At 52.5% G+C, this 23897-nt stretch carries 20 protein-coding genes and 3 rRNA genes; 4 read left to right on the top strand and 19 right to left on the bottom strand.

Going from position 1 to position 23897, the window contains the following annotated elements; genetic code table 11:
* Positions 1-45: 45 nt before the first annotated feature.
* Positions 46-336: a metal-sensing transcriptional repressor gene (locus aalo17_RS11205; RefSeq protein ID WP_075885937.1), complete on the bottom strand. Its 291-nt coding sequence runs from the start codon at positions 334-336 to the stop codon at positions 46-48.
* A 223-nt stretch (positions 337-559) separates the two neighbouring features.
* Between aalo17_RS11205 and aalo17_RS11210 the strand changes: the two genes are divergently transcribed.
* From aalo17_RS11210 to murQ, 3 genes are all read left to right on the top strand, one after another.
* Complete coding sequence (locus aalo17_RS11210; protein WP_067559592.1) at positions 560-925, top strand: hypothetical protein; 366 nt, start codon at positions 560-562, stop codon at positions 923-925.
* Positions 918-2030 (top strand): family 20 glycosylhydrolase, encoded by a 1113-nt coding sequence (locus aalo17_RS11215; RefSeq protein WP_067559596.1) that lies wholly within the window; start codon positions 918-920, stop codon positions 2028-2030. Before aalo17_RS11210 ends, aalo17_RS11215 begins: the two co-directional genes overlap by 8 nt.
* Before the next feature lie 104 nt (positions 2031-2134).
* Entirely contained in the window at positions 2135-3457 is a 1323-nt protein-coding gene (gene murQ / locus aalo17_RS12500; protein ID WP_158507796.1) for an N-acetylmuramic acid 6-phosphate etherase, read from the top strand.
* Between the two features lie 123 nt (positions 3458-3580).
* On the opposite strand, the gene aalo17_RS11225 is transcribed toward murQ, so the two are convergent.
* The 5 genes from aalo17_RS11225 to aalo17_RS12900 all read right to left on the bottom strand — a co-directional run bounded on the left by aalo17_RS11225 (position 3581) and on the right by aalo17_RS12900 (position 7143).
* Positions 3581-4315, bottom strand: a complete 735-nt coding sequence (locus tag aalo17_RS11225) for an HAD family hydrolase (RefSeq protein ID WP_067559599.1) — start codon at positions 4313-4315, stop codon at positions 3581-3583.
* Between the two features lie 280 nt (positions 4316-4595).
* Positions 4596-5126 (bottom strand): BUD32 family EKC/KEOPS complex subunit, encoded by a 531-nt coding sequence (locus tag aalo17_RS11230; RefSeq protein ID WP_067559602.1) that lies wholly within the window; start codon positions 5124-5126, stop codon positions 4596-4598.
* Positions 5127-5233: 107 nt separating this feature from the next.
* Entirely contained in the window at positions 5234-5557 is a 324-nt protein-coding gene (locus tag aalo17_RS12700) for a hypothetical protein (protein ID WP_145907704.1), read from the bottom strand.
* A gap of 207 nt (positions 5558-5764) precedes the next feature.
* Positions 5765-5974, bottom strand: coding sequence for a hypothetical protein (locus aalo17_RS12705; protein WP_145907707.1), 210 nt, complete (start codon positions 5972-5974; stop codon positions 5765-5767).
* Between the two features lie 776 nt (positions 5975-6750).
* Positions 6751-7143 carry a hypothetical protein gene (locus aalo17_RS12900; RefSeq protein WP_158507797.1) on the bottom strand — a complete coding sequence of 131 codons (393 nt, stop codon included), beginning with the start codon at positions 7141-7143 and terminating at the stop codon, positions 6751-6753.
* Positions 7144-7215: 72 nt separating this feature from the next.
* On the opposite strand from aalo17_RS12900, the gene aalo17_RS11240 reads away from it, so the two are divergent.
* Positions 7216-8316: a transposase gene (locus tag aalo17_RS11240; protein WP_067559608.1), complete on the top strand. Its 1101-nt coding sequence runs from the start codon at positions 7216-7218 to the stop codon at positions 8314-8316.
* Between the two features lie 186 nt (positions 8317-8502).
* Here aalo17_RS11240 and aalo17_RS11245 read toward each other — a convergent pair whose 3' ends face one another.
* The 13 genes from aalo17_RS11245 to aalo17_RS11305 form a co-directional block, all read right to left on the bottom strand.
* Entirely contained in the window at positions 8503-8982 is a 480-nt protein-coding gene (locus aalo17_RS11245) for a transposase (RefSeq protein ID WP_203225825.1), read from the bottom strand.
* Positions 8983-9293: 311 nt separating this feature from the next.
* Positions 9294-10181, bottom strand: a complete 888-nt coding sequence (locus aalo17_RS11250) for an IS3 family transposase (RefSeq protein WP_067554248.1) — start codon at positions 10179-10181, stop codon at positions 9294-9296.
* Positions 10178-10477 carry a transposase gene (locus aalo17_RS11255; RefSeq protein ID WP_067554245.1) on the bottom strand — a complete coding sequence of 100 codons (300 nt, stop codon included), beginning with the start codon at positions 10475-10477 and terminating at the stop codon, positions 10178-10180. The genes aalo17_RS11250 and aalo17_RS11255 overlap by 4 nt, the downstream gene beginning before the upstream one ends.
* 93 nt (positions 10478-10570) lie before the next feature.
* On the bottom strand, positions 10571-11440 hold the full coding sequence (locus tag aalo17_RS11260; protein WP_082743403.1) for a transposase: 870 nt from the start codon (positions 11438-11440) through the stop codon (positions 10571-10573).
* 3 nt (positions 11441-11443) lie between these two features.
* Positions 11444-11992, bottom strand: coding sequence for a DUF6431 domain-containing protein (locus aalo17_RS13380; RefSeq protein WP_302607222.1), 549 nt, complete (start codon positions 11990-11992; stop codon positions 11444-11446).
* 528 nt (positions 11993-12520) lie between these two features.
* A 5S ribosomal RNA gene (gene rrf, locus aalo17_RS11270) occupies positions 12521-12627 on the bottom strand.
* A 95-nt stretch (positions 12628-12722) separates the two neighbouring features.
* A 23S ribosomal RNA gene (locus aalo17_RS11275) occupies positions 12723-15606 on the bottom strand.
* Between the two features lie 235 nt (positions 15607-15841).
* Positions 15842-17377: ribosomal RNA gene (locus aalo17_RS11280) — 16S ribosomal RNA — on the bottom strand.
* Together the 16S, 23S and 5S rRNA genes form the textbook arrangement of a ribosomal RNA operon.
* Positions 17378-17908: 531 nt before the next feature.
* Complete coding sequence (locus tag aalo17_RS11285) at positions 17909-18688, bottom strand: DeoR/GlpR family DNA-binding transcription regulator (protein ID WP_067559619.1); 780 nt, start codon at positions 18686-18688, stop codon at positions 17909-17911.
* A 198-nt stretch (positions 18689-18886) separates the two neighbouring features.
* A complete protein-coding gene (locus aalo17_RS11290; protein WP_082743404.1) occupies positions 18887-20833 on the bottom strand; it encodes an extracellular solute-binding protein in 1947 nt (648 codons plus the stop codon).
* A complete protein-coding gene (locus aalo17_RS11295) occupies positions 20830-21657 on the bottom strand; it encodes an ABC transporter permease (RefSeq protein WP_067559621.1) in 828 nt (275 codons plus the stop codon). The genes aalo17_RS11290 and aalo17_RS11295 overlap by 4 nt, the downstream gene beginning before the upstream one ends.
* On the bottom strand, positions 21654-23243 hold the full coding sequence (locus tag aalo17_RS11300; RefSeq protein WP_067559624.1) for an ABC transporter ATP-binding protein: 1590 nt from the start codon (positions 23241-23243) through the stop codon (positions 21654-21656). Before aalo17_RS11300 ends, aalo17_RS11295 begins: the two co-directional genes overlap by 4 nt.
* 69 nt (positions 23244-23312) lie before the next feature.
* On the bottom strand, positions 23313-23846 hold the full coding sequence (locus aalo17_RS11305; RefSeq protein ID WP_067559626.1) for a helix-turn-helix domain-containing protein: 534 nt from the start codon (positions 23844-23846) through the stop codon (positions 23313-23315).
* Between the last annotated feature and the right edge of the window lie 51 nt (positions 23847-23897).

A 23897-nucleotide genomic window follows, 5' to 3' on the forward strand; every position in this document is an offset into this window, starting at 1 on the left:
CGTACTGTTGTCTTCCGGCAGGGCGATTTCCGGCCGGATGCAGTCTTACTTGAGTTTTCGCATCAGTGCCGACAGTTCATCGATCACTGCGTCATCGCCTTCCCGGATCCGTGTGGTCACGCAGCTGTGCATGTGGCTGTCCAGCAGCAGGCAGCCCACGGACTGCAGCGCTTTCTGCGCCGCCGCGGTCTGGTTCAGGATATCCCCGCAGTACCGGTCTTCTTCGATCATGCGCTCGATTCCCTCCAGCTGGCCGACAATGCGGTGCAGCCGGCGGATCAGCGCCTGTTTCTCGGCCGGATCCCGGGGCATGAGACGTTTTTCTTCGTGTTCCATGGCTTGAGTATATACCACCAGGGGGTATATGACAAGGGCAGTGATTGTATTGCTCTCTACAGTGCCATTATGCCTCTTTCCCCTGCTTTCCGGCATCGGGATACCCGAAACACGGCACCAGGCGCTAAAATACAGGGGAAGCAGCCGGACCGGCTGCTGCAGGCAGAGAGATCATTCTGATACAACAGGCAGAGAGATCATTCTGATACAAGAGGTACGATTTATGAATGCATACTGGTTCCTGCTGCTCTGGCAGGCTCTTCTCGCGGGGTCCTCGTTCTGGATCCGCCCCGCCGGCTGGATGTGGTGTCTGATCATTGCACTGGTCATCATTGTCCTGGAATGCTGCATTTCGATTTACGCAAAACAGGAAGGACTGCAGGCCTTTGCCACTCCCTTCCAGGCAGCGAAATACAACAAAGACACACGGCTGCTCATGATTCAGACCGCGTTCACCATCGCCCTGACCCTGAATCTGCTGGTGGCCTTCGGGGCCAACGGAAACTGGACGCTGTTCTGGATCATCCTGGCGGCTTCCCTGGTGTTCGGGCTCCTCATTGCCCTGGCACTGAAGAAGCATCGTGGATAAACTGTTTGCGGCCATCTCGCTGTTTGTCGCCTCGCTGCTGTTTCCACAGACACCCATCCGGACACAACACCGGTCTGTGCTGCTGGACTGCGGACGCAAATACTACACCAGGGACTGGATCCTGGACCTGCTGGAGGAAATGGAGGACTGCCATGCCAATGAGCTCGTCCTCCATTTTTCGGATGACATGGGGCTGAGGCTGGAATCGAAAACGTATCCCTGGCTGGCGGGATCCGACAACGCCTGGAGCCTTGACCCTTCCGTTCCGGACCCCGATCCCGGCAAAGTGCTGACCCAGGAAGACATTCTGGTCATCGGCCGGGCAGCATCCGACCGGGGCATTGAGCTGATTCCATCCTTTGATTCCCCGGGCCACATGCGGTACATTCTGGAACGCTACCGGGAACAGACAGGGCAGGACATCGCCATGTCCTTTGCCCCGTCCTGCCTGGACATCACCAATGCCAGAGGCGTGCGGTTTGTCCGCTCCCTGATGGAGGAATACGGCCGGCTGTTTGCCCGGACCGGCAGCCGGCAGTTTGACATTGGCGGAGACGAAGTGTTCCCCAATGAACTGTGGCCAAAAGCCGGCAGCTGGCAAGCCTGGGCGCAGAAGGAGACAGACAATGTACAGTGCAGTCCCTATGACGGATTTGTGCTGTACATGAATGCAACCGACGACTTTGTCCGGTCCCTCGGCTATGAACAGACCCGGATGTATTCGGATATGGTGCGGGAAAGCACACTGCAGCTGAATGCCCGCATCGATGTGTCGTACTGGATGCTGGGACGGGCCACTCCTGTCGAGATCCAGGAGCGGCACCGGGTCATCAACTGCATCAACTTTTATCTGTATTACATACTGGATCCGCATCTCTCCTACCCCGGAGGCTATGCGGATGCCATTGAACGGGAGTGGACACCGCAGTGGTTTCTGGGCTGGCCAAGCCGCAGCGACCGCGTCACCGGGAGCTGTTACTGCATCTGGAGCGACATTCCGGGCAGCCAGACACAGGATCAGGTGATGGAAGGAGTCCGTCCGCGGCTGCAGGCCTGGGGCCGGAAGAACGGGTTCCTGACCCCGGAGGGCAGCGAACCCCGCTGATGTCCCCTGTGGGGGATCAGGCTGCAGACATCGCCGGAAGTCAGCCGGGTTCCTTTTCTGCAAGGAACCCGGCTTTTTGCGTGCAAACCGCGTATCATGGAAATATGGAAAAAGACATGACATTGAGAATTGAAACTGTCCGGTCGCTGCCGGACGAAGCCCGTCTGATCCGGGATCAGGTATTCATACAGGAGCAGGGGTTCACGAAGGAATTCGATGCGGACGACGAACGGGCAGCGCATCTGATTGCGTTTGTGGATGATCAGGCGGCGGGAACCTGCCGGCTGCTGATGGAAAACGATGGCTGCCACCTGCAGCGTCTGGCCGTGCTGCCGAAGTTCCGGTCCTGTGGTGTGGCCTCTGCCCTGGTGTCCGAAAGCGAACGCCAGGCCCTTGCCTGTGGTGCAGGGCAGGTCATACTCCATGCCCAGCTGCAGGCGGAGCCTTTTTACCGCAAAAACGGGTATGTCCGGATCACCGAGCCGGATCTGGAGGATGAAGGCGTCCCGCATATCTGGATGCGCCACACGCTTAAGCAGGGTACGGACCGGATCACGGAACAGTCCAATCCCGCTTCTGCCAGGTTCTCCTCGATGAGTGCCCTGGAAGCCGTCCGGCTCATGAACCGGGAAGATGCCCGGGTGCTGGAGGTAATTCAGGAGAAAGCACCGGAAATCGCCCGCATGGCCGAGGACATCACATCCTCCCTCCGGCAGGGCGGACGCCTGATTTATGCGGGGGCCGGGACATCCGGGCGCCTTGGTGTCCTGGATGCAGTGGAATGTCCGCCAACCTTCGGAGTGGACTATGACCGGGTCATCGGCCTGGTCGCCGGCGGTGTGTCAGCCTTCGGGATCCCCGATGAAACGGCGGAAGACTCCGAGGAAGCCGGGGCTGCGGCGCTGGAGGCCCTGCATTCAGGTCCCCGTGATTTTGTCCTGGGCATTGCGGCCAGCGGGCGGACTCCCTTTGTCATGGGCGCACTTCGCAGTGCCCGGAAACACGGTTCATCTGTCGCAGCAATCGTGTGTACCCCGGATTCGCCCTTTGCGGCTGTGGCCCCTGTCCTGTCCCTTGTGTGCGGCCCGGAGATCATCACCGGGTCCACCAGACTCAAGGCCGGCACTGCGTGCAAGCTTGTACTGAATATGCTGTCGACCATTGTCTTCACCCGGCTGGGGTGTGTCTATGGCAATGAAATGGTGGACATGCGGCCGGACAACGAAAAGCTGAAGGTACGGGCCATCGACATGCTGATGAGGATCACAGGCTGCAGCCGGACGGAATCCGAAGAATTGCTGGTTCCCGGCAGGTCTGTAAAGACCGCTGCGGTCATGCACCGCCTCCGGGTGGATGAAGAGACCGCCCGGCAGCTGCTGGAAACCGCCGGCGGCCGTCTGGAGGATGTGGAGGGCGGCGGATTCTGATCCCCCACCTGGCTGGCAGGACAGCCATGGCCCCGAACTGTGTAAAACAGACAAAAACCCGAAGAATACAGAGAAGCCGGCGGACCGGATCCTGTCATCCTTCGGGTTTTTCGCGTCTGTCCATCAGCCTTTTGCATTCACCTCTGCATCCGGGTCCTGTCTGACTGCCACCGTCGGCTGCGGAGTATGAATTTCCAGAACCGGCGGCTTCAGCAGCCCGGCACTCTGCAGCGCTTCCACCACGCCATCTGCGGTATAATCCGCGCAGGCCTGCACCTGGGCCGGTGCATCCTTCATGGCAACGGAAATCCCGGCCCCTGCCAGCATGCCCATGTCGTTGAATCCGTCTCCCATGGCAAGACTGGCTTCCGGGGGAATGTGCAGAACCTTCAGGATCTGCGCCGTGACCATTCCCTTGTCAAAACAGCTCTGGGCCAGAGCCGCTGTCAGCTCTCCGGCACTGGTATCATCCTCCAGAAACTCCGGACGCCGGATCTTCAGCTGCCGGTTGCCTCCCAGGTCCAGAACCCTGCACACCGGATCCTGTGTATTGCCCGGCATGACAATTCTGTGTCCTTCCTGTCGGGCCTGCGCCACAATGGTCTCCAGTTCCCGGTCCTTGAAAAAATCCCCCTGGAGTATGGTCTTTCCCTTGTCCTGGATACAGGCGCCATCATAGCTGATGGCTCCGTCAAATCCCAGGTCGGGCACCTGCGAGGCACAGCGGCCTGTGACCGCAAACACCAGAATCCCCTGCTTCTGCAGGTCCGCCACCGCCGCTGCGTCTTCCTGTGAGACCTGTGTCTGGCCATAGGGAATCAGGGTTCCGTCTATATCCATGAATACGATTTGAATCATCGTCGTTTCCTCTTCGGTTTACCTTACCATGCACAGATGCATAAAAAAATGGGAGGACCGTTTCGCCCTCCCTGTGTTATCCCGCTGGGTCTGACCGCCCCTTCCCATATTGTATCGGGGACCGGCTCTTGCCTCTCTGTCTTTTATCGTCTTCTGTGACGCGCCGCCCTGTCATCCATGCGGAGTACCCGGTATTTCACGGGGTATAACCAGTTTTCTTTACGCCCTCATCCTACCACGGGCTGAGGAAATGCTCCACACACCTGGAATCTCCGGTCCTTTACCCGGCAAACTCTGTTCCGTATTCCCGGAGATACAGCTCGAGTTCCGGTGTCCGGCTCCAATATCGGATTCCCCAGTTCTCCAGGTTCCATTCTTCTGTATACGGATCTGTATCATAATCCACATACCAGAGCTGTCCGTCCTTCAGGACAAAATTCGTCGGGAAGTAATCAATGTTGCATCCGGCGGATTCCGCTTTTTCACTCATATCATACAGCTGCAGCACAATGGAGTCATCCAGTCCCCGCCTCAGGACCAGTTCGAAGACATTGTCTCCGTCTATGTATTCCTTCAGAATCCGGTTCCGTGCATAATCCACATCCACCAGGGCCGGGATCCGTATACCGGCCTTCTCCAGCTGATGATAATTCAGTTTCTGGCGCCTGGTCTGCTCCTCGGGGGTGATCAGATCGCCATAGGATTCCTTGAGTACATATTGCTTCTGTCCATCCGTAACGATCCACGACAATCCGGTTTTTCCCTCCGGCAGCGGTCGGATCACGGTATATTCCCTGTCATTGACTCTCATAGATACCTGCTTTCATCTGTATTATAGGAAAGCCGGCAAGTATGAGCTTTCTTTATGCTCGGTGAAGAGTATCCTTTTGCTGATGGAAGGTAAGAATATCTCTGATGTTATACGGTGCGCTGATCGACAACAGTATAAGCTGCATAGTAGGAGTTGATATCTGTTCTAACACCACATCCTGTATCATTCGCAGCTAAGGCATAAGCCAATCCGCTGCAATAGGCTCCATGAATAGTAAATGCAACAGAAAGGGCTACACCTCCAGGTCCAAAGAAAGATGAGCCTAAGCCCAGTCCTCCATCAAGTGTAGCTCTGTCAACCAGTTCATTACCCCACTGCACTGTCCCCGCATGATCGGTCCAGAAGCGCGTATAATTCCAGCCGGACTCCGTATAGACACGATTGTAGCTTCTTGCTCCATTATTAGGCATAACCGCTTTAGCTTCTAAATTGGCCGTGTTGATTCTGTAAAAGATTTCATTACGTAGAGATTCCGAAGTGTAATTATTCCCTGTTCTGCTGTTAAAGCCCTTAATGTCAAAATCAGAAATCGCTGCTTCAATTGCGGTCCTTTCTTCTTCGGTATAAATATATTTATTATTTAATATTGAAAGATTAGAGTTGATTATCTCTTCAAGTTATGAAAATTGCTGATCCTCGCCAAATGTCACATAATTTGTATCTGCGGATTCAGTGACTGGGTAGGTATTGCATGCGGTGGGTTCTGTTGCATAAACCGTGGTAGGTATTGCCAAAACCAAAGCCGCTGCGAAACATGTAGTTTTAATAGAATTTTTAACCGTATTCATATTTTCCTTTACACAATTTGAATGTTTATTTTTATCCATTATTTTTCTATATTATATTTCGGATGTTACGCATTTTAATTTCACTTTTTGATTTTTATATAGATTTGAATGATAATGTTTATGCACGACAGGATCAGTAAAGATACAGGTATGAAGAGATTCATAAGAAATAGCCTAATTAGTCTAAATATGCTTCATAATCGATACCCACTATATTCTTCAATTCATTAGTTTTTAACGAATTTCTTGACTGATAAAGATAATAAAGATAAACGATCACCCCCTACCATAAAAGTTAATATACTGTATTATCATTCCCGATAATTCCACATTCAACTTTTTCACAAAAGCATAGTTTATATAAGAGACATATTCTTGAAACCGGTTTCTAATAGAAATATATCGTCTTTCCTCTTAATATTCAAACTTTTTTTCTTTTATACGATAGATTACGAAGCTCAGAAGACAGGTTCCTGACATTGCTCTATACCGTCGCAGGGATTGGAATGCTGTGTTTATACAGAAACGAGTAACTATTTCAGGTCAATGACTAAATACTCTGTTCTGCTAGTTCCGTATAAACCGTTAGTAATCTAAATCAACTGAGTCTGGTAACCTATCAAGTTCTTTTATCTGCAGGCATCGAATAGATATTTTCTACTGCAACTTTCCCAAATCAATAGGGGCTGTAACAGTTAAAACTGGAAACCCCTCTCAATCTAAAAACAAAGGGCAGGAAAGCTATTCAGCTGACCTGCCCTTTGCCGTATGATTTGTGTGTGCTAAAAAACATACAGCCAAATTATATACATTATTCATTCGGCGTACAAGAATCCCTTCCGCTGGATGTACCCATTCGAATCTCTCCTGACGACCCCATTCACTCTTTCCTGGATGCGATAGAAAGGATCAATCTTGCTAAATACTTCGCTCCGGTAAGATCGAACAACTCCGGCTCTCACGACCGTGTCATGCTGCTCCGGGTCATCCTTTTCGCGTTTATGGTCTCCAGAAAGAATATTTCCCTCAGGGAGCTGGAATCCCTCTGCCGCACGGACTGTCGCTTTCTCTACCTGTCCAACTACCAGACTCCCAGTCACCAGGCTTTCAAGAGGGTTCTGGACCTCCTTCAGGAAGGGGCTATTGATGATATTTTCTTTGAACTCAGCCATCATATCGCCGTCGATCTGATGTGCATCGACCCACATGTGCAATTCGTCGATGGAACAAAGATCGAAGCTAATGCCCACAAGAATTCTTTCGTCTATAAGAAGAGGATCGTGAACAGTCGCAAAAAGCTGTATCTGAGCACTTCAGCTTTGTTAAGCGAGATCAATTCCTTCTTTGGCTATGACTATCCCCTCAGGGATGAATATCAGTCCTGGGATCTTTTCTATGTCTGCCAGTACCTGATGGAAGTCATGGTCCAGACTGACACGCAAATCTGTTATGGGATCGGCCATCGCAAGTCTTCCATTCAGAGATACTATGATTCACTGTTTAAAATGGCTTTGAAGCTGATGGAGTACGAAGAGTGGCTTTATACGCTTGGAAACCGCAACTCATGTTCAAAAACCGACCTTGATGCGACCTTCATGGCCACCAAATGGGATTATTACAACCAAAGCGGAGTCACCAGACCGTGCTACAACTGCCAGATCGCAGTCAGTGACGGATTGATCGTGAATGCGGATATATTCCAGAATCCGGGAGACACCCTCACCTGGCAGGCTTTCATGGACCGTTATCATGACTATACAGGGAAATATCCTTGCAGACCCGTAGCGGATGCGGGATATGGAAGTCTTGACAATTACCTGTACAACCTGAAAAACGGGATAGAACTGGTACAGAAATACGGAAACTTTGGGAAGAAGAAGGACCGAAGATTCCAGAAGAGGATCTACAATGTGCTCAACTGGAAGCAAACAGAAGAAGGGTTTCTGATCTGTCCGGAAGGAAGGGTCCTGGATCAGTATGAAGGGGACAATATATCAAGGACCCGTGGCGGAAATCTTCATATCAGTCAGATGTATGCGGAAAAAGGTCACTGTGAAGGATGTGGGAACCGGGCAAAGTGCTACCGATATGGCAAGTACAGGAGAGTCGGAAAGAATGTGGTGATGGAAGAGCTGCAGGGAAAAGTAGATGAAAACCTGGGATGCGAAGAAGGAAAGGGACTCTGCAGGCAGCGGTCAATACAGGTGGAGGGAGCGTTCGGGATCCTGAAGCAAGACCGGGGAATGACCAGATTCAGGCGAAGAGGATTGAAAGGTGTCAAGATGGAATTTCTTCTGAACTGTCTGGGTCTGAATCTTTATAAATATCATCTGTTCTGGCTTAAACAGAGGGCAAACAACCTTATAGGCAAGCTAAACTGACGAGGAAAAACAGGCTTTTTTTGAAAGTTATCCCCCAAGTTGTTTTTATAATGGCCAAAAAGAAATGTCTGGAGAATACCAATGGAATCTCCAGACATTTTTTGGCGCTCTAAAGTTTTGTGAGGTTTGGACTCTCACATCCAATACAGTTGGATGAGGAGTCCGGACCTCATTTTCATTTACAGCCTATTTGCTGCTGTTCTCTCTACTGTTGACAGCTTTATCCTGTCTGTCTGGATGCCCATCTTCAGGACCCCTGGAAAGCACAAACAGTACTCTATTCCTGAACCGTTCCCAGTTCGTATATCCATTCGCATTGTGTTTGATCATCTTGATGATCTTGTTTCTGTTCTCTATCATCGAGCTGGTCAGGCGATGTTCTTTCAGCCTTACATTCCCGGTCTTCGGATCGACCACATATTCCTGCTTGACGATATGGAACGAATTGATGATTTCCCTGAACCAGTTGCGCAGGGTGTCAGCGAAACTCTGCAGTTCCTCCACACCTGTACTGTCTAGATCTCTGATCAGAGATCTGAGCTCCTCCTCTGCAGTACTCAGGTTTTCTTTTCTGTAATACTCCGACAGCCGGTTCCGGAAGTGATACGCCTTCCTCAGGTCCGGGCTCGTATCCAGCAGTGCCTCACGCAGTTCATATCTGTTCATCTGCCTCTTCAGTCCGCTGACATAAGATCTGGGTGCTGCCGGATCAAATATCATCATCTTCTTTCCTGTCCTGTCCCTGTACCAGGCTGGTCCTATGTCAAGAAAACGGACACTGATTTTAGAGAGTCGGCAGATACTGCCAATTCTACGAAAGATTTCCTCCGCTTCCTCCCTTGACAGTGGGGCCCACTATCCCCTGGACCCCTTTCTCTTGCCTTCATCCAAAGAGTCAATATCTGACAGTTCTTGGCTGAAGGCTCATCAGTCTACCAGGGGATAGCCCACTGTAAAGGGCGCTCCAGAATTCTTTCTCAGTCAGTGCTGGTCCTTTGGAACATTACTTCATATTCTGCTGGGGACATATATCCACAGTGGCTGTGTATCCGTTCAGGGTTGTACCAGTCATCTATATACTGACTCACCAGTCGGTATGCATGCCTGTAGTTCTGTATATCGAACCTGCTCAGCCATTCCCTCTTGATCAGGGAGTGGAATGATTCAATACAGGCGTTGTCATACGGAACTCCTTTTGCTGAATAACTGCGAATCATTCCTCTGGTCAGTTTTCTGTACAGATCACAGGTATAGTGGATTCCTCGGTCCGTATGAATCATTATCGGTTCCTGGGACGGCCGGCGTTTTCTGGCTTCTTCGATCGATTTCAGAATTGGACCTGTGTCCAGCGTTTTTGTAAGCTTCCAGGAAATGATCCTTCTGGAATACAGATCCATGATGCAGGCAAGGTAAACGAATCCGTCCAGCTTTGTGTGGATATAGGTGATATCTGTGCACCATACGCAGTTTGGGTGAGCCGGAGAGAAGTTTCTATCCAGAAGATTCTTCAGATTTCCACTGAAATCACTTCGTATTGTGGTTTGTGTATGAGGCTTGACCCACTGTGCTCGGATCCCCATTTGACGCATATAAACACCAACGGTCCTTTCTGTAATGGAGATCCCTCCTGAGTTCAGGATTTTAGCGATTTTTGGCGCTCCGTAGTTTTCGTGGCTGTCTTCATAAATCTGAAGGATGGCCTTTTTCACATCATGCCTGCGCTTTTCCTGGTGGCTGGGTTTCCGCTTTAAATAGTCGTAATAGCCAGATCTTGAAAGACCAAGTTTATGAAGCACCCTGGATACCGAGAATTGGATTCCAGCTTTATGATCCTCGGCAACAAGTTCGTATTCGACCTGCTTCAGTTTCCCAGAATGCTTATGGCTTTTTTTAGAATCTTCAAAGCCTCCTGTGAGTCCCTGAGTTCTCGTTGAAGCCTGACATTTTCTTTGAGAAGGTCTTTTTCTTCCTTGTCATTATTATGAGCTGTCACAGCTGAAAGACCGGATCGGTTGAAATCTGCCCTCCATCTTTCCAGGGTGCTGCGGCCTACACCAAGTGTTTCAGCACATTCTATAACGGTCATTTCTGGATGGTTAGTCAAAAATTGAACCGCATCCTGCTTGAATTCATCTGTAAATGTTTTACGTTTCTTTGCCATAGATTTTCCTCTTTCATAGTGATTGTAGTTCTATGACATAGATACCGGTATTCTTAGAATCTCTAAATGGACTGTCCGTAAATTATTCTAAGGTCAGGCATCAGGCCTGATCCCCAGAAGTTCACTCTGATGCTTGAGCAGATAGTATTCCGGAGACCCTTTTCGAGTTCCTTTCATCACACGGATCCTCACTCTGTTCAGGCTCTTCGTATATTCCTGGACCACATGGAACCTGTCCACGGCGAATATCGCTTTGGGAAAGAAAGTCGCAGCTATCTCCCTGTAGGGCCTGTACATATCGGACGAGATGTACTCCACTCTGTCTCTCTCGCTTCTGGGAAACTTTCGGAAATAAGCTGCCAGATACTCCTTTTTCCTGGAAGGGAGCACATCCACCGGGGACTGGGCATCGTAGTCCAGGAGCATGCATACATACTTTGAATCATCAGATTTGAAGGAATATGTTTCGTCGATCTGCATCACCCTGCATAGTTTCACCGGCACAGGGTAACTTACACACATGTCGAATATCTTCATCACTGTCGTAGCTGAAACGTGATGACGCTCTCCTACAGAAGCAAAAGTTTCATTTGGAGACCTGAGATCTTCGATGATTGCTTTTCCTGTCAATATGGAGATCCGCTGTCTTTTCATGGCGAAGGGATTGTCTTCTCCATAGGTGCGGTGGCAGTCTTTGCATTTGTAACGCCTGGCGTTGTAGATGAGAGTGCATTTGCGGTCTGTAAGGACATCATGGTTTATCACACGGGGAGTGTAGTTGAAAACGACGATGTTATGACCACCGCATCGGGGGCATTCAGGAAACGCAGGAACCAAAGTGACCTCCACAAGCATCTGACCGATGCCAGGGGAGGTCGATATGTTCTGGACCCTGGAAGCATCAAGACCGAACAGTTCAAGAGCTGTATTTTCCAGGGAATTTTTGACTTTTACAGCCATCATTCATCACCTCGATGACAGTATGGCGGAAGGCGGAACAGGTTCCGATGAGAGGAAGGTTGGAAAGACCATGGTCTTTCCCCACTGGGCTCCATTGGATACAGATGTATCAGAATTGCCATTGGTTTCGTACTGCAATCGCTGAATGAACTTTGGAACAAGAGAAAAGAAGCTCCTGAAACCGGATGATGGGAATTCCGGGAACCGACGACGAAAATCCAGTACGAATCGGTACAGGGATGAGGATTCAGTATCTGGAGAGAAATCCGCCAGGCGCAGCGGCTCCCCTGCAGCAGACTTTTTCAGGGCCATGGAGGCATCTTCGGTGGAAAACAGATAATAGGGTATGAAAATGTCGGGAAGGACCCGGTGGACGTGGCGGCAGTGTGGGCAACGGACGCGTCTTATTGAGATGGTGAAAGTATCACAAGGCAGCTTAATGGTGCGGGGGACACTACCATGACAGTGAAGATCATGACCGCAAAAAGGGCAGACGAAGAGCTTTTCACTGGAGCAGAAGGCCTGGAAAAGCAGGTCATAGATCCTCTGCAGCATCTCCTGACTTGAGATATCGGAAAGTGATCGTATCTGATTCAGGCGTTTGTCTTTCGGGGACACAAACTTCTTGAAAACCCATGTGATTATCTGTAACGTAAAGGTTGCCTAACGGTGGGACAGAGCAAAGTAGGGTCGAAACTAGATTGCACTGTCTCTTTTTCTTTCTATACAGTGTATTGTGACCGAAAAGGCCTCAAGATAAAAGGAGTTGTTCTGACCTTCCACCTCACAGGCTGGATAGGACAGGAACAACTCCTTTTCAGTTTTACTGATTAAATTTGGAGGCTTGATTCGACCTCACAAATCTTTGGATATTCCATTTTTTCCGTTTATAACAAGAAAAAGGGGCTGTAATCAGCCTACAGACCGTAAAACCGGCCTTACTGTTACAACCCCTATTGATTTGGGAAAGTTGCATTCTACTTCTGGAAGGTTTCCAACAGTTGGCTAAAACCTCTGTAAACGCTTCTGTTAAATAGATCCACCTATAAGGAAAACCGGTACCCTTTCGGATGCCGGCTGTCTGTGTGGCCATTTGTTATTTTTGCCTTTCGGCTATCGTCACCGTCTCTGAGCTTGACTTCTGTGTTCGGGATGGGAACAGGTATTTCCTCAGCACTGTGATGACCACATCTTCCGGAATCATCTCTTCCAGGTCACTCCCTGAAAACCGTACATGATATGTCTTTCGTTTCCTGTCTTTCCGCAAAGCTGCGGGCTTCTTCTTTAGATCAAGTCCTCGACCGATTAGTGCCAGTCAACTCCATGCATCTCTGCACTTCCATCCCTGGTCTATCCACCTCGTAGTCTTCAAGGGGTCTTACTTCTCTTTTAGAATGGGAGATCTCGTCTTGGGTCCGGCTTCGTGCTTAGATGCTTTCAGCTCTTATCCGTTCCCTGCTTGGCTACCCAGCTGTACCATTGGCATGATAACTGGTGCACCAGCGGCAGGTCCATCCCGGTCCTCTCGTACTGAGGACAGCTTCCCTCAGATCTCCGACGCCCACAACAGATAGGGACCGAACTGTCTCACGACGTTCTGAACCCAGCTCGCGTACCGCTTTAATGGGCGGACAGCCCAACCCTTGGAACCGAATCCAGCTCCAGGATGCGATGAGCCGACATCGAGGTGCCAAACCTCGCCGTCGATGTGAACTCTTGGGCGAGATCAGCCTGTTATCCCCAGGGTAGCTTTTATCCGTTGAGCGACGGCCCTTCCATTCGGCACCGCCGGATCACTAATCCCGACTTTCGTCCCTGCTCCAGTTGTCTCTGTCGCAGTCAGGCACGCTTCTGCATTTGCACTCTTCAGTTGGTTCCCATCCAACCTGAGCGTACCTTTGGGCGCCTCCGTTACTCTTTGGGAGGCGACCGCCCCAGTCAAACTGCCCGCCTGGCACTCTCCCCTGTCCCTCTCGGCACACGGGTTAGGGCCCCATACATCCAGGAGTGGTATCCCACCGGCGACTCCACCAATACTTGCGTACTCGCTTCTTTGTCTCCCACCTATCCTGTACATGGCTGTCCAGGACCCAATACCAGGCTGCAGTAAAGCTCCATGGGGTCTTTCCGTCTAGTTGCGGGTAACCTGCATTTTCACAGGTACTAAGATTTCACCGAGTCTGCTGCCGAGACAGCGCCCAAATCGTTACACCTTTCGTGCGGGTCAGAACTTACCTGACAAGGAATTTCGCTACCTTAGGACCGTTATAGTTACGGCCGCCGTTCACTGGGGCTTCGGGTCACTGCTTCACCTCGCGGTTCACAGCTTGCCTTAACCTTCCAGCACCGGGCAGGTGTCACCCCCTATACTTCGCCTTGCGGCTTCGCAGGGAGCTGTGTTTTAGTTAAACAGTCGCTTGGGCCTTTTCACTGCGGCTCTTTCGAGCGCCCCTTCTTGCGAACGTACGGGGCCATTTTGCCGAGTTCCTTGGCAACAGTTCTCTCGCTCACCTTCGCATCCTCTGCGCGCCCACCTGTGTCGGTTTTGGTACGGGCCGTATATGCATTTCCACTAGAAGCTTTTCCTGGAAGCTGACTCGATGCGCTTCGCTACTCGCTTCCGCTTTCGCTTACCCGTCACGCTCTGGTTTCCGTATCCGGATTTGCCTGGATACCACCTGCTTCGCTTGGCCCTCAATCCAGTAAGAGGGTCGCATCTGCCTTCTCCGTCACTCCTTCGCTCCATATACGGGTGCAGGAATCTCCGCCTGCTTTCCATCCGCTGCGCCTTTCGGCCTCACGTTAGGTCCCGACTTACCCAGGGCGGACGAACCTTCCCCTGGAATCCTTGGGCTTTCGGTGTGCAGGATTCTCACCTGCATCTCGCTACTCACACCGGCATTCTCTCTTCCATGCTGTCCATATGCCGTCTCCGTCATACTTCTTCCTGCATGCAACGCTCCCCTACCACATATACTTCCATATACATCCGCAGCTTCGGTACCTGGCTTAAGCCCCGGTACATTTTCGGCGCAGGGCCACTCGACTAGTGAGCTGTTACGCACTCTTTCAAGGATGGCTGCTTCTGAGCCAACCTCCTAGCTGTCCGTGCGTCCCCACATCCTTTTCCACTTAGCCAGTATTTTGGGACCTTTGCTGGCGGTCTGGGCTCTTTCCCTCTCGACCATGGACCTTATCACCCACAGTCTCACTGCCGGATTCCTCCCAGTCGGCATTCGCAGTTTGATCGCATTCAGTACCCCGGGATGGGGCCATCATGCGTTCAGTGCTCTACCTCCGTCTGTCATCCTCCGACGCTAGCCCTAAAGCTATTTCGGGGAGAACCAGCTATCTCCGGGTTCGATTGGAATTTCTCCCCTAGCCACAGGTCATCCGCTAACTTTTCAACGGTAGTCGGTTCGGTCCTCCACAGAATTTCACTTCTGCTTCAACCTGCCCATGGCTAGATCACCCGGTTTCGGGTCTGCTCCATACTACTCTTACCGCCCTCTTAAGACTCGCTTTCGCTTCGGCTCCGTCCTTTCCGACTTAACCTCGCACCATGGAACAACTCGCCGGTTCATTCTACAAAAGGCACGCCATCACCCTTTGACGGGCTCTGACTTCTTTTAGGCACACGGTTTCAGGTTCTCTTTCACTCCGCTCCCGCGGTTCTTTTCACCTTTCCCTCACGGTACTCGTTCTCTATCGCTCACACTGCATATTTTGCCTTGGCGGATGGTCCCGCCTGCTTCCGACAAGATTTCTCGTGTCCCGCCGTACTCAGGATACCGTCTCATGCGTCTAACACTTCGCTTACGAGGCTTTCACTCTCTCTGGCTGTACTTCCCTGTACATTCTGCTGTGTCTTTCGCACTCTTATGACGGTCCTACTACCCCGGATCTCTCCGGTTTGGGCTTTCTCCCCTTTCGCTCGCCGCTACTCGGGGAATCACTGTTGTTTTCTTTTCCTCCGGGTACTTAGATGTTTCAGTTCCCCGGGTACCTCTCCCTTTCGGGATGACAGCCTTCTGGCTGCCGGGTTCCCCCATTCGGACACCGACGGGTCTTTGCCTCCTTACGGCTCACCGTCGCATTTCGCTGTTTGGCACGTCCTTCTTCAGTACAGTGTGGCCAGGCATCCTCCCTGCGCCCTTCCTTGCTTGATCTGATTCTCTCAAACGTTTTTCGTGCTTTCTTCGAGATATTTTTCTCAGAACTGTTTCTTCTCTGTTCTTTTCTTTCTCTCAGTTTCTTTCTATTTCTCCACAACTTTACTTCAGACCTTCTGTTGTCTTTCATATCGTTGTACGGTTTTCAAAGATCGACCCTGGAAGACACTCTTCCAAAACCGGACAGGAACCACTCTGCTCTTTTTCCTTTTCCCCTGTACTTTCTCCTTAGAAAGGAGGTGATCCATCCCCACGTTCCCGTAGGGATACCTTGTTACGACTTAACCCCAGTCATCGATCCTGCCTTCGACGGCTCACTCCTCTAATGAGGTCATGCCACCGGCTTCGGGCATTACCGACTCCCATGGTTTGACGGGCGGTGTGTACAAGGCCCGGGAACGTATTCACCGCGGCATGCTGATCCGCGATTACTAGCGATTCCAACTTCATGGAGGCGGGTTGCAGCCTCCAATCCGAACTGGGACGGCTTTTATGAGATTCGCTCGACATCCCTGTCTCGCTGCTCTTTGTAGCCGCCATTGTAGTACGTGTGTAGCCCAGGCCATAAGGGGCATGATGATTTGACGTCATCCCCGCCTTCCTCCGGTTTGTCACCGGCAGTCTGGCATGAGTCCTCAGCTTTTCCTGTTAGCAACATGCCACAAGGGTTGCGCTCGTTGCGGGACTTGACCCAACATCTCACGACACGAGCTGACGACAACCATGCACCACCTGTGTGGATGTTGACCTCCGATGCATCTCTGCATCTTCGCATCCCATGTCAAGGCCTGGTAAGGTTCTTCGCGTTGCTTCGAATTAAACCACATACTCCACCGCTTGTGCGGGCCCCCGTCAATTCCTTTGAGTTTCACACTTGCGTGCATACTCCCCAGGCGGAGGACTCACTGCGTTAACTTCAGCACTGAGGTTTCACCCCCAACACTTGGTCCTCATCGTTTACGGCGTGGACTACTAGGGTATCTAATCCTATTTGCTCCCCACGCTTTCGTGCCTCAGCGTCAGCAACAGGCCAGGCGGCCGCCTTCGCCACTGGTGTTCTTCCATATATCTACGCATTTTACCGCTACACATGGAGTTCCACCGCCCTCTCCTGCTCTCCAGTCCTCCAGTTTCCAAAGCCATGCATGAGTTGAGCTCATGCGTTTCACTCCAGACTTGCAGGACCGCCTGCGCACCCTTTACGCCCAATCATTCCGGATAACGCTCGCCACCTACGTATTACCGCGGCTGCTGGCACGTAGTTAGCCGTGACTTTCTGGCGGGGCACCATCAGTCAGCACCCATTTCCTGATGCTGCCTTTTTTCCCCCGCAACAGAGCTTTACGACCCGAAGGCCTTCTTCACTCACGCGGCATCGCTCGTTCAGGCTTGCGCCCATTGACGAAAATTCCCTACTGCTGCCTCCCGCAGGAGTCTGGGCCGTGTCTCAGTCCCAATGTGGCCGTCCGCCCTCTCAGGCCGGCTATGCATCATCGTCTTGGTGGGCCTTTACCCCGCCAACCAACTAATGCACCGCAGGTCCATCCGCGCCCCATCCCCGAAAGGATGTTTCACAGAAAGAAGATGCCTCCTTCCTGTACATCGGGATTTGTTCTCCGTTTCCAGAGCGTATTCCCGGTGCGCGGGCAGGTTCCCTACGTGTTACTCACCCGTTCGCCACTAGAGACCCGAAGGTCTCTCGTTCGACTTGCATGTATTAGGCATGCCGCCAGCGTTCATCCTGAGCCAGGATCAAACTCTCCATTTGATCTGTACTCAGACGCTTTGCGTCTTGTGTTCATGATTGTTTTTCAGGTTCAAAGAATCGACGTTGTATCGTCTTGTATTTACTTCGTTTTTCCTGTCCGGTTTTCAAAGAGCGTCAGCACCCATGACAGATGCCTCCATCGCCTGCGGCTTCTGCTGAAGTCACAAGCTTTTCAAAGATACTGAATGAGCGGTCCGGCTGTCAAGCCCGGCTGTGCCCCTCAGCACTCTTATATCTTAACTCATCCGCAAGAGTCTGTCAACACATTTTTTAAACTTTTTATTCTTTTATGTGTTATGACTTGTTGATTTATCCAAATCACTTGCGGCTCACTTATAATACCACACCATCACAGAAGTGCAATCCCTTTTCTGCACTTTTTTGTATTTTATTTTCGGTTACCACCAATTAATGCAAATACCCCTCTCACGAATCCCGATTGCCTCTCCTTTCCTGCCCCTCCTCATCGGCATGGAACCAAAAGAAAGACCGGGTTTCGGCCGGTCTGTCAGAATATCCTGCTGTCTGTCCTTATTTCATGGAATCGCTGAGAATAAAGTTTTCCGGAATCTCATCATCGCTGAGGTATTCCCGAACCCCCGGGTCTGTGATCACGAAATCAAACTCCGCGAGATCTGCCATGGTGTAGAAAGCGCGGATGTCCATTTTCGAGCTGTCTGCCATCAGAACCGCACGGCTGGACTGCTCCATGGCTTTGCGCTTCACGGCAGGGGTCATGGTTTCGGAGGCCAGCACAGTGCCTTCCCTGGGATTCACCCCCAGGCAGCCGATAAAGCAGCTGTTGAAATGAAACCTGGACAGGACGTGGGTCGTCACCGGTCCGGTGAACATGCTGTAATACACATCGTAGTCACCCGGGAGCACGAACAGCCGGGCGTTTCCTTCCTGAAATTCTTCCACCACGAGGGAAGAATGCGTCACGATGGTAATGTGTTTGTCCTTCAGAAGAGGGACCAGGGGCAGGATCGTGGTGCCGCCGTCGAGGAAAATGCAGTCGCCATCCTGGACCATATCCGCAGCCCGACGGGCAATCATTTCTTTTTCTCCCGCATGCACTGTGACGCGCTCCCGCATGAGTTTCTCATCCTGGCTTGTGGTCAGGTTTGCCTTCGTCAGGCTCTTGGCTCCTCCATGAACGCGAATCAGCCGGTGACGGACATCCAGTTCCTCCACGTCCCGGCGGATCGTGGTTTCCGATACCCGGAGCATGTCCGCCAGTTCCCGGGTTTTCACAAACCCCTGTTCTTCCGTGATCTCCACGATTCGTTCATACCGTTTGTCTGCAAGCATAATCCAATCTCTCCCTTACACAGTATAGTCCATCCGGCTGTGCCTGAAAGTCATAACCGCTTTGTTTCATGTAAGTTATTACAGGCTTTGTGCCAGATGCATCTCTTTTCCGGTTGGGGCCTCGCCTGGCCCTTACAGTCCGGCGCAGAATAAAAGCCCCTGGCCGGGGCTTTTTCGCATTTGCGGACAAAGCGGGTGTCATCCGGCGTTGGAAGCCGCAATTTTCACCCGTGCAAACTGATCCGCAATGATTTTCCGGACATTCTCGTCGAATTCGAACACTTCGTCTTTCCCGTATCCGGTTCTCGGGATATAGGCATTGATTCCCGCGAAGTCCGATTCGGCGAGTTCATCCATGACCTCCTGGTTCGGTGAGGTATACCCCACATAACTGGAGTTGTCGTACGCCGCTTCATACTGGCATGTGTATTCGATGAACGCCGTGGCCAGTTCCACGTTCCTGGCGTTCTTCGGAATCACCATCGCGTCACACCACAGGTTGCTGCCTTCCTTCGGGAGGTAGTAGCCCATGTTTTCGTTTTCCGACATGACATACGCCGCATCGCCGGAGTAGATCAGACCCAGCGCCTTGCGGCTCTGTGCCATGTTGTCAATGATTTCATCCGTCACGATTTCCGGATCCATGGTCCGGACACACTCCAGCAGCCAGTTGTAGGCTTCATTGATCTGGTTTTCGTCCTTCGTATTCATCGAATAGCCGAGGGCTTTGAGCGCCATCATGAAGCTGTCGCGTTCGGAATCATAGAGATAGATCTGGCCTTTGTACTTCGGGTCCAGGAAGATGTTGAATCCTTCTTTCTCCAGGTCCTGTTCGCTGACCTTTGTCTTGTCGTACACAATGCCCACTGTACCCCAGAAATACGGCACGCTGTATTCATTCCCCGGATCATAGTTGAGGTTCAGGGTCTCATCCACCAGCAGGGACATCGCGGTTTCCAGCTTTGTTTTGTCGAGTTTCTGCAGGCGGTCTTCCTGGATCAGGCGTTCGATCATGTAATCCGACGGAATCAGCACATCATAGGAATCGCCGTTGGCAACTTTGATGTACATCTGTTCATTGGAGTCGAAGTTGTCCGCCACGACCGTGGCTCCGGTCAGCTCCTCGAAACCGCTGATGTAGTTCTCCCCGACATATTCACCCGGGAGATAAATGTGCAGAGTCTGGCCGGCAAAGGGCTTGTCGCTCACGAGTCCGCCGCGCAGTCCGAACACTGCAGCAATGACCACCGCTGCAGCCAGCAGGGTCCAGGGCCATTTCCGCGGATGTTTCCGGAACTCGCCTTCCAGGGATGCGGGGTTGTTTCTGTGGAGTTTTTCCCGGAGCCAGGGTACGACATTCATCAGCACCACACCCAGGGTGATGAACAGCACCACCAGGGTGGAGATGGCGTTGATGGAAGGATTCACGCGCTTGCTCATGGTGTAAACCATGATGGACAGGTTTTTGACACCCTGGCCGGTGGTGAAGTAGGAAATGATGAAATCATCGAAGCTCATCGTGAAGGCCACCAGTGCACCGGATACGATTGCCGGCCAGATCTGGGGGACGATGACTTTCGTCAGGGTCTGCCAGGGCGTGGCACCAAGGTCCATGGCTGCATCCGCCAGGTTGGGATCCAGCTGGCGCAGGCGGGGGGTCACGGACAGCATCACATAGGGAATGCAGAAGGCAATGTGCGCCAGCAACAGGGTCACGAAGCCGCGTTCCACGTTGAAGGTGATGAACAGCAGCATGAGGCCAATGGCGGTCACGATTTCGGGGTTCATCATGGGCAGGTCATTGACCTGGGTGATGTACTGCCGGACGAGTTTCCGGGAATAGGACATGCCAATGGCGGTGATCGTGCCCACCATCGTGGAAATCGCAGTGGCCACGAGGGCGACAATGATGGTCACATACAGGGACTCCATCATGCCGTGGCTCTTGAGCATGGTCTCGTACCAGCGCAGGGAGAAACCCGTGAAGCTGGTCAGCGACTTGGAGCTGTTGAAGGAGAACACCACCATGAACACAATGGGCAGATAGAAAAACAGCAGGGTGAGCGCCATCAGGATATTGGCGGGGATCCGGGTGCGTCCACCGTTTCTGTTCGCCGCAGCTCTGTTCTGTTCGGGGGATTTCATCGCTTTCCTCCTCTGGCATCAAGCCTGCGCACGAGCATCATGAGCAGCATCATGATCACGGCCATGATCATGGAGATCGCCGAACCGAAGTTCCATTCACCGACGGTGATGAACTGGTTCTCAATGACGTTGCCAATCAGGAAGTACTGCCCGCCGCCGAGCAGCTTGGGGATGAAGAACGCCGAGACTGCCGGCAGAAACACCAGGGTGATGCCCGAGACAACACCCGGCAGGGACAGCGGCAGGGTGACTTTCAGGAATGCCTGCCAGCCATTGGCACCGAGATCGCTCGCGGCTTCCAGCAGGCTGCGGTCCATTTTCGCCAGGGAGGTCTGGATCTGCAGGATCATGAAGGGCAGAAAGTTGTAGACCATGCCAATGAGCACGGCGGTTTCCGTGTAGAGCAGATCACCGTGAGGAATGTGCAGCAGATCCAGGATCCATTCCACTGGACCGCCGGCCGACAGCAGACCGATCCAGGCGTAGGTGCGGACCAGCATGTTGATCCACATCGGCAATGTGATGGCCAGGATCAGACGGGACTGCACTTTTTCCGGACTGCGGGAAATCACATAGGCAATGGGATATCCCAGGATCAGGCAGATCACGGTGGTCTTCAGGGCAATGGCCAGGGACCGCCAGAGGATGATGAGGAAGTCTTTGTCGGTGAAAAACCGCGTGTAGTTGGAGAGGGTGAGCTGGAAATGCACGATGGAGTTGCCCGCCTGGATGAAGGAATAAAAGGCGATGAGCAGCATCGGCAGAAGCAGCATGACGAAGCTCCACACCAGGTACGGCACGACGAGCTGACGGAACCGTTTCATTCACTGAACCCCATTTTTTCCATGACGTGGATGTCCTCCGGTTCGAAGGTCAGGCCGACCTTCTTTCCTTCCTTGACGAAGTCCGTGGTGTGGATCTTGAATTCCCGGCCGGTGGTCCAGAACGTCACGGGATAAATGCCTTCCCGGATGTTCTCCGGATCGAAGTCGTATTCCACGGACAGGCCGACGGATTCGTTTTCGTCATCCAGTTTCCAGGCCTGGGCGTTGGCCCACGTCTTCAGGTCCGTATCCAGGGCGATCGATTCCTGGATCTCGTCGGGTGTCTTGAAGAAGTTGAAGGCGGACACCGCTTCATTGACTTTTTTGTTTTCCACGACTTTCTGGTCAATGACCCAGATCTTCCGGGTGATGGACAGGCCATCCACGGTATGGAAAGTGACGGAGTATTCCCCCAGTTCGTTTTTCAGGTCTGTCTGCACCCGTTCAATGGGAAGCAGTTCGTCCGTTGCGGCGTTCCAGGCCTGGGCATCCGCACGGGCAATGAGATCGCTGTCGTCCCAGTCCTTCATGTCCTCCAGGTCCAGGTAGAAGTTGTTGGCGGAAATCCGCAGATCTCCCTCCTGTTTCTCGTTGGCTTCATTGCGGTTCACGTGCATGTTCACGGTGATGTGCGTACCGGGCACGGTCTCCACCATGACTTCATAGTGGACGCCTTTGAAGAGGACGGACTCCACGGTTCCCTGGAGCTTGCCGGCCTCCGGCGTCACGATGTCAATGTCCTCCGGGCGGATCACCACATCCACCGGTTCATTGGGGCGGAACCCGGCGTCGACGCAGTCAAAGTCCGTGTCGTTGAAGCGCACCAGCCGGTCCTCGATCATGCGGCCGGGGATCAGGTTGCTTTCGCCGACGAAGTTGGCGACATAGGCGTTGGCCGGTTCGTTGTAGATGTCCGTTGGCGTGCCCACCTGCATGATCTCGCCTTCCTTCATGACCACGATCTTGTCCGACATCGTCAGGGCTTCTTCCTGGTCATGGGTGACGAAAATGAACGTGATGCCCACTTCCTGCTGGATGCGCTTGAGCTCATACTGCATTTCCTTGCGCAGTTTCAGGTCCAGGGCGCCCAGGGGTTCATCCAGAAGCAGGACCGAAGGCTCGTTGACCAGGGCCCGGGCAATCGCCACACGCTGCTGCTGGCCGCCGGACATCAGGGTAACGTCCTTGTTTTCATAGCCCTCGAGCCCGATGAGCTTGAGCATCTTCTTCACCTTCTGCTCAATGACGTCTTCACTCATTTTCTGCAGGCGCAGGCCGAAGGCGATGTTTTCATACACATTCAGGTGGGGAAACAGGGCATATTTCTGGAACACTGTGTTCAGTTCCCGCTTGTATGGGGGCAGTTTGGCGATGTCCTTGCCATCGAAGATCACCTCTCCGTCATCCGGGTCAATGAATCCGCCCAGGATCCGGAGCAGGGTCGTCTTTCCGCAGCCGGAGGGCCCCAGCAGGGTGACGAACTCGTTTTCATATATATCCAGGTCAATTCCCTTCAGCACCTGCTGGTCGTCGAAGTTCTTGACGATGTGCCGGAACTGAATCAGCTTGTTCTTGTCGTTTTCCATACTCTCTCCTTCGTATGCCGCCGGCGCAGGCGGCCGGCCTGGGCTGCCCGGGCAGGCAGCTTTCCGCGGCTAGAACGCCGGTGGGGTGGTGACCCACAGGATCACGGCTTTGGATCCCCCGGGGTTTGTCAGGGCATGACGGGCGGCGCCATCCAGATAAAAGGCACTGCCGCGTGTCAGCTCGAGCTGACTGTCATCCAGGTCCAGCCGGGCGCATCCCTGCAGGACATAGCCGAATTCCTGCCCTTCGTGGGCTGCCATTTCATACATCCCGCCGGGTTTCAGGGTCAGCCGGATGGGCTCCATGTCGTTTTTCTGGGCATTGGGGATCACCCAGTCGATGGTGTAGCCTTCCTGCTCATCGGTGAACCAGTCCGGTGCGGTGAACACGATCTGTGTCTGTTCCTGCTGCCGGGAGAAAAACTCCGGCAGGCTGGTTCCCAGGGCTTCCAGGATGTCCTCGAGGGTGGAAATGCTCGGGGAGGTGAGGTCCCGCTCCACCTGGGACAGGAATCCCTTGGTGAGTTCGCTGCGGCTGGCAAGCTCTTCCAGGGTCAGTCCCATGGCCTGTCTTCGCTGCCGCAGACGGTTTCCGATTTCCATATCGACTCCTTTCCGGTGCGCGGCAGCGGTGGGGACCCGCCAGCCGCGAGT

The sequence above is a fragment of the Faecalibaculum rodentium genome, assembly GCF_001564455.1.
Taxonomy (GTDB): domain Bacteria; phylum Bacillota_I; class Bacilli_A; order Erysipelotrichales; family Erysipelotrichaceae; genus Faecalibaculum; species Faecalibaculum rodentium.

Bases quoted from the DNA above. Each gene is read 5' to 3' on its own strand.
- aalo17_RS11205 (WP_075885937.1), bottom strand. From the start codon at position 336: ATGGAACACGAAGAAAAACGTCTCATGCCCCGGGATCCGGCCGAGAAA.
- aalo17_RS11210 (WP_067559592.1), top strand. From the start codon at position 560: ATGAATGCATACTGGTTCCTGCTGCTCTGGCAGGCTCTTCTCGCGGGG.
- murQ (WP_158507796.1), top strand. From the start codon at position 2,135: ATGGAAAAAGACATGACATTGAGAATTGAAACTGTCCGGTCGCTGCCG.
- aalo17_RS11225 (WP_067559599.1), bottom strand. From the start codon at position 4,315: ATGATTCAAATCGTATTCATGGATATAGACGGAACCCTGATTCCCTAT.
- aalo17_RS11230 (WP_067559602.1), bottom strand. From the start codon at position 5,126: ATGAGAGTCAATGACAGGGAATATACCGTGATCCGACCGCTGCCGGAG.
- aalo17_RS12700 (WP_145907704.1), bottom strand. From the start codon at position 5,557: ATGCCTAATAATGGAGCAAGAAGCTACAATCGTGTCTATACGGAGTCC.
- aalo17_RS12705 (WP_145907707.1), bottom strand. From the start codon at position 5,974: ATGGATAAAAATAAACATTCAAATTGTGTAAAGGAAAATATGAATACG.
- aalo17_RS12900 (WP_158507797.1), bottom strand. From the start codon at position 7,143: ATGTGGGTCGATGCACATCAGATCGACGGCGATATGATGGCTGAGTTC.
- aalo17_RS11245 (WP_203225825.1), bottom strand. From the start codon at position 8,982: ATGAACAGATATGAACTGCGTGAGGCACTGCTGGATACGAGCCCGGAC.
- aalo17_RS11255 (WP_067554245.1), bottom strand. From the start codon at position 10,477: ATGGCAAAGAAACGTAAAACATTTACAGATGAATTCAAGCAGGATGCG.
- aalo17_RS11260 (WP_082743403.1), bottom strand. From the start codon at position 11,440: ATGATGGCTGTAAAAGTCAAAAATTCCCTGGAAAATACAGCTCTTGAA.
- aalo17_RS13380 (WP_302607222.1), bottom strand. From the start codon at position 11,992: ATGCTGCAGAGGATCTATGACCTGCTTTTCCAGGCCTTCTGCTCCAGT.
- aalo17_RS11285 (WP_067559619.1), bottom strand. From the start codon at position 18,688: ATGCTTGCAGACAAACGGTATGAACGAATCGTGGAGATCACGGAAGAA.
- aalo17_RS11290 (WP_082743404.1), bottom strand. From the start codon at position 20,833: ATGAAATCCCCCGAACAGAACAGAGCTGCGGCGAACAGAAACGGTGGA.
- aalo17_RS11295 (WP_067559621.1), bottom strand. From the start codon at position 21,657: ATGAAACGGTTCCGTCAGCTCGTCGTGCCGTACCTGGTGTGGAGCTTC.
- aalo17_RS11300 (WP_067559624.1), bottom strand. From the start codon at position 23,243: ATGGAAAACGACAAGAACAAGCTGATTCAGTTCCGGCACATCGTCAAG.
- aalo17_RS11305 (WP_067559626.1), bottom strand. From the start codon at position 23,846: ATGGAAATCGGAAACCGTCTGCGGCAGCGAAGACAGGCCATGGGACTG.